3 protein-coding genes are annotated in these 4,861 nt (G+C 44.1%); all 3 read right to left on the reverse strand.

Going from position 1 to position 4,861, the window contains the following annotated elements; genetic code table 11:
- Nucleotides 1-1,126, reverse strand: a 1,126-nt coding sequence (locus VLN09_RS08700) for an AMP-binding protein (RefSeq protein ID WP_325245645.1), incomplete at its 3' end; no start/stop codon positions are given.
- Nucleotides 1,127-1,321: 195 nt separating this feature from the next.
- Complete coding sequence (locus VLN09_RS08705; RefSeq protein ID WP_325245647.1) at nt 1,322-2,992, reverse strand: fatty acid--CoA ligase; 1,671 nt, start codon at nt 2,990-2,992, stop codon at nt 1,322-1,324.
- Nucleotides 2,993-3,199: 207 nt separating this feature from the next.
- Entirely contained in the window at nt 3,200-4,441 is a 1,242-nt protein-coding gene (locus VLN09_RS08710) for an MFS transporter (RefSeq protein WP_325245649.1), read from the reverse strand.
- Nucleotides 4,442-4,861 lie beyond the last annotated feature (420 nt).

A 4,861-nucleotide genomic window follows, 5' to 3' on the forward strand; every position in this document is an offset into this window, starting at 1 on the left:
CTTCTACAATTCGCCACCAGATACCAGGATTTGGTAGATGCGGTAAGCCTTCATACAAAACACTAGTCATGCCAGCGAGCAATGGCGCATATATGGTATAAGAATGCCCAACAGCCCAACCGATATCAGATATCGCCCAAAATGTCTCGCCTGCCTTACCATCATAGATATAGTCCATCGATGTGGTCAATGCTACCGCATGACCGCCAGTATCACGCTGCACACCTTTTGGTGTGCCCGTCGTACCAGAAGTATAAAGCAGATATGATGGCGTATTAGACTCGAGCCACACAGGCTCGACGATAGCATTGGCTTCACAGCTGATCCGGCGCTCAGTGGCATAGTCCACATCCAGCTCTTTTACTTCAAACGGCAAAATACCACGATTGACCACTACTACATGCTCAGGCTTAACAGTCGCCTGCTCAATACCTTGATTCACAAGGCTCTTATAATTCACAACCTTACCACCGCGCAAACCTGCATCTACCGTAATGACCATTTTTGCTTCCGCATCATCCATACGAATGGCTAAGTTATGGGCAGCAAAACCACCAAATACCACTGAATGCACCGCACCGATACGCGCACATGCGAGCATTGCATAAGCTGCCTCTAAAATCATCGGCATATAAATGATGACTCGATCGCCCTTCTCAATACCATGACGTTTTAATACATCGGCAAAATAATTCACTTCTTTATAAAGGTCGTTATAAGTCAAACGGCGCTTGGTGTAATCGGTATAAAACTCAACGTTATTACCCAAGTCTTGAAAAGCATCGACCACAGCAGGATAGGTTTCTACGAGTTCTTGATTAATCTCTGATGACAGCCAAATAAAGGCATCCTGCTCTGCACGTTCTTCAAGGTGACGATCGACACAGTTATAACAAAGATTGGTTTCACCGCCGACATACCACTGCGCAAATGGCAAATTACTGTCATCCAGAATCTGCTCAGGCTCTTTATGCCAATAGATACGCTTAGCTTGCTCTGCCCAAAACTGCTCTTTATTTTCAATAGATGAACGATAAATATCAGCAAAGGTTTGAGGGGTAGTTAGTGTCTGAAATATTGGGGTTGACGCTTGATTGGTCATTGCAGTGGCGGTTTGCGCGCTCATAATAGCTGTCCTTAGCATAAATGATGGGTGATGCGATATGATGTTGTCCGATAATATCATAATACAAGACTGGCTATCCCGGCCAGAACTAAAAAACCGATACGTTATGTATCGGTTTAAAATGTAGCAGAGCCAGTCATAAAGGTCAACTGTTAAGCCCGGTATCTGCTCAATAGTTGCGCCGCTTTAAAAAATCTATACCTCAGTCTGATTGGCATACATCTCACGCATCACTTTTTTGTCATGTTTGCCAACAGAGGTTTTTGGCAATTCATCGACAAACTTAAACTGATTGGGTACACCGTATTTCGGAATGATACCGCGTGCCACTGCCTGCTCTGCCAGTGCTTTGATATCCTCGGCTTTAGTATCTTGGCAGTTTGGCTTGAGTACCACCAATGCCAATGGACGCTCGCCCCATTGCTGATCACGCACCCCAATCACAGACACATCCGCCACTGAAGGATGTAGGGATAAAATCGTCTCAATCTCTAGTGAGGATATCCACTCACCGCCTGATTTGATCACATCTTTTAAGCGATCGGTGATTTTAATATAGCCATCAGGGCGTATATAGGCAATGTCTTGGGTATGCATATAACCGTTTTCCCATAGCTCCTTGCCAGCGTCATCATTTTTTAGATAGCTTTGGGTGAGCCAAGGGGCGCGTAATACCAATTCACCGGTATTATCCTGACCCGTACCGACCGGCTGATTGTTCTCTCCCCACACTTGGGCATCTACCATAAGCACAGGTTTACCACTCATACAGCGGCGGGCGATATCCTCTTCTTCACTCAGCTGCGGCTCATTAAGACTAAAATCCGTCAAACTAATCAAAGGCGCTGTCTCCGACATACCATAACCGGTATAGACTTCGATACCTTGCGCCATGGCCAATTTTGCTAAGCCTTCCGTCAATCGTGAGCCACCAATAATCATTTTTAGACCATTAAAGCTGGCACCACGGTCTTGAGCTTCTTTGAGTATCATTTGCAAAATGGTCGGTACACAGTGGGTGATACTGACTTTTTCATTAATAATCAAATCCATCAACAAATCGGGTGCATAACGTCCCGGATAGACTTGTTTTAGACCTGTCATAGTAGCCGTAAACGGAAAGCCCCATGCATGAACGTGGAACATCGGGGTCATTGGCATATAGACATCACCATAGCTGACACCTTGCTTATTTGGCAACATACCAATGGACGCCGCTTCAGTCAGCGTATGCAGTACTAACTGACGATGGCTAAAAAACACCCCTTTTGGATTGCCTGTCGTACCTGAAGTATAAAAAGTCGTGGCAATGGTATTTTCATCAAAATCCGGGAAATCAAAATGGTCATTAGCGGCATCAAGTAGTGCCTCATACTCACCTTTGACGCGGTCTTGATTGCCACCGAATACGCCCTCAGAGGTCACGCCATTATCGTCTAGCCAAATAATGTGCTCGATGCTAGAATTTTCAAATTGATAATCTTTGACCAATGGCGCAAATTCAGAGTTGAGTAGCAGTACTTTTGGTTTCGCATGATTGATGGTATAAAGAATTTTTTCGGGTGATAGACGGATATTGACGGTCTGCAAAATATACTCTGACATCGGCACCGCAAAGTAGGATTCAAGATAACGATGGCTGTCCCAATCCATCACTGCGACCACATCACCAGCAGCAAGGTTTAAGCCGTCTAAAACATTCGCCAAGCGATTGATACGGTTAAATAAATCTTTATAGGTGAAACGTTTTTTATCAGCATAAATGATTTCTTGATCTTGTGATACGGTTTTGGCACGGTTTAATAGTTGCTTAACCAGTAGCGGAAAATCATAGGCAGATGGCGCACTGTGGTATATATTTGACATAGGTCTGACGTCCTTGTTTATAGTGTTTTTGAATGCAGATAAATATCGACTGACTGTTTACTTATCATGCTTATATTTTTATTAATCACCCATCGATAGTAAGAAAAAACCATCCCTATGTAAAGGCATGACATGTAAGTAATACAACACTCAGTGTTCGACAATGCGCGTTTATCCGTTTCTGAGATTATGATAGTTAACTCTCATTTATGCCGATCGTGATTTCGTTTTAATCATGCCAAAACTTGCTACCAAAAGTGCCAATATCTGTACAAATAATAATAGCCAGACCGTCATTGACCATTGCCCGCGTGCATAAACGATGCCGCATAGCCATGCGCCCATAGTGCCGCCCGCATAGTAAGCCATATAATACAAACCTGAGGCTAATGAACGACCTTTTTTAACATTGACTGCGATATAACTGATGGTTGCCGCTTGGGTAATAAAGACACCTGACGACATGATAGCAAGTCCAGCGATAATGCCCCATAAAGGCGTCACTAGTGTCAACAGCGCACCAAGCATCGAAAAAATCACTGCCACTCGAACGGTGCGCGCTGCCCCAAATCGACGTAACAGTTTGGTCGACAATGGCGTGATGACAACCCCAATTAAATATACCGCAAAGATATTGGCAAGCGCGCCAGTGCCAAGCTCATAAGGCGTGCCAGCAAGATGTAGATTGATAAAGGTAAAGCAACCAACGAGCGAAAAAAGCACGCAAGCGCCTAGCAAACATGCGGTTACGACATAACGGCTGGTCAGATGCTCGCCAAGCGTCTGCATCGCTGAGCGAAAATTTGGATTGGCTACAAAATGCTGCGATGATGGCAACATCTTGCCAACCCAGAGCGCACCGATGAGCGTCATTGCTGCCATCACATAATAGCCAGCACGCCAGCCAATAAATTCATGCAAATGCCCCAGCAAAAACCGCCCCATAAAACCGCCGAGTACCGAGCCTGAGACGTAGAATGACATCAGTTCTGTGACAGCCCGCCCCTCAAACTCCTCACCGATATAAGCAATGGTCACTACCGTAATGCCTGGGACAGACAATCCTTGCATAAAACGCCACATACCCAGCCAGCCAATACTTGGACTTTGAGCGATTAACGCCGTGGGTATCGCTAAAAACAACAATGCCCCAACGATAAAGGATTTGCGCCCGACCGCATCAGACAGCATCCCTAAAAACGGTGACATAATGGCAATCGCCATCACTGTTGCGCCAACAATCATCCCTGCCTGCACTTCAGTGGCGGAAAAATCCATCATCAATATGGGCAAAACCGCCTGAATAGAATATACCTGCAAAAAAGCGAACATCCCAATCAGACCGATTGTTAGCTTTAACACCCAGGAGGGAGAATCAAAAGGTATCTTTGTGGGCGCTTGGATAGCGCGTCCAGTTAAGGCGCTATGTTCAGCGTTATCTTTAGTCATGTTTATAGTATTGCTATTTATAGGATTATTCAAAAGAGTACTGACTATAAAAAAGGCTCTTTTAGCTTAGGCTAAATGAGCCTAGGTAATAGAAATACGGCAATAGTACACAAAAGCTCTAATCTAATAACTGCAAAAATCATGAATTATTATCAATAATATTTTGATAAAGGCAGTTTTAATCACAGTATTGTCCATTAAAGTCTTATTCATTAAAGCAGCTAAGTTTCATTTTATCACAGCACATAACAAACTCAGGTTGCGCTATGTTACAAAACTGCATTCAACACTATAATGGCAGTAGCCTGCAAATATAAGCCTATCAAAAAAGCGAAATTCACCTCCACCCGACATCAGGGTGGCGGTGAATTTCGCATCGCTTGTTAGCCTTGCTGGTTCTGAATGTATTGCTTGATAATT

It is taken from the genome of Psychrobacter sp. (genome assembly GCF_035469765.1).
Taxonomy (GTDB): Bacteria; Pseudomonadota; Gammaproteobacteria; order Pseudomonadales; family Moraxellaceae; genus Psychrobacter.

What these genes read in the sequence shown, in the direction of transcription:
- VLN09_RS08710 (WP_325245649.1), bottom strand. Translation starts at nt 4,441, where the DNA reads ATGACTAAAGATAACGCTGAACATAGCGCCTTAACTGGACGCGCTATC.
- VLN09_RS08705 (WP_325245647.1), bottom strand. Translation starts at nt 2,992, where the DNA reads ATGTCAAATATATACCACAGTGCGCCATCTGCCTATGATTTTCCGCTA.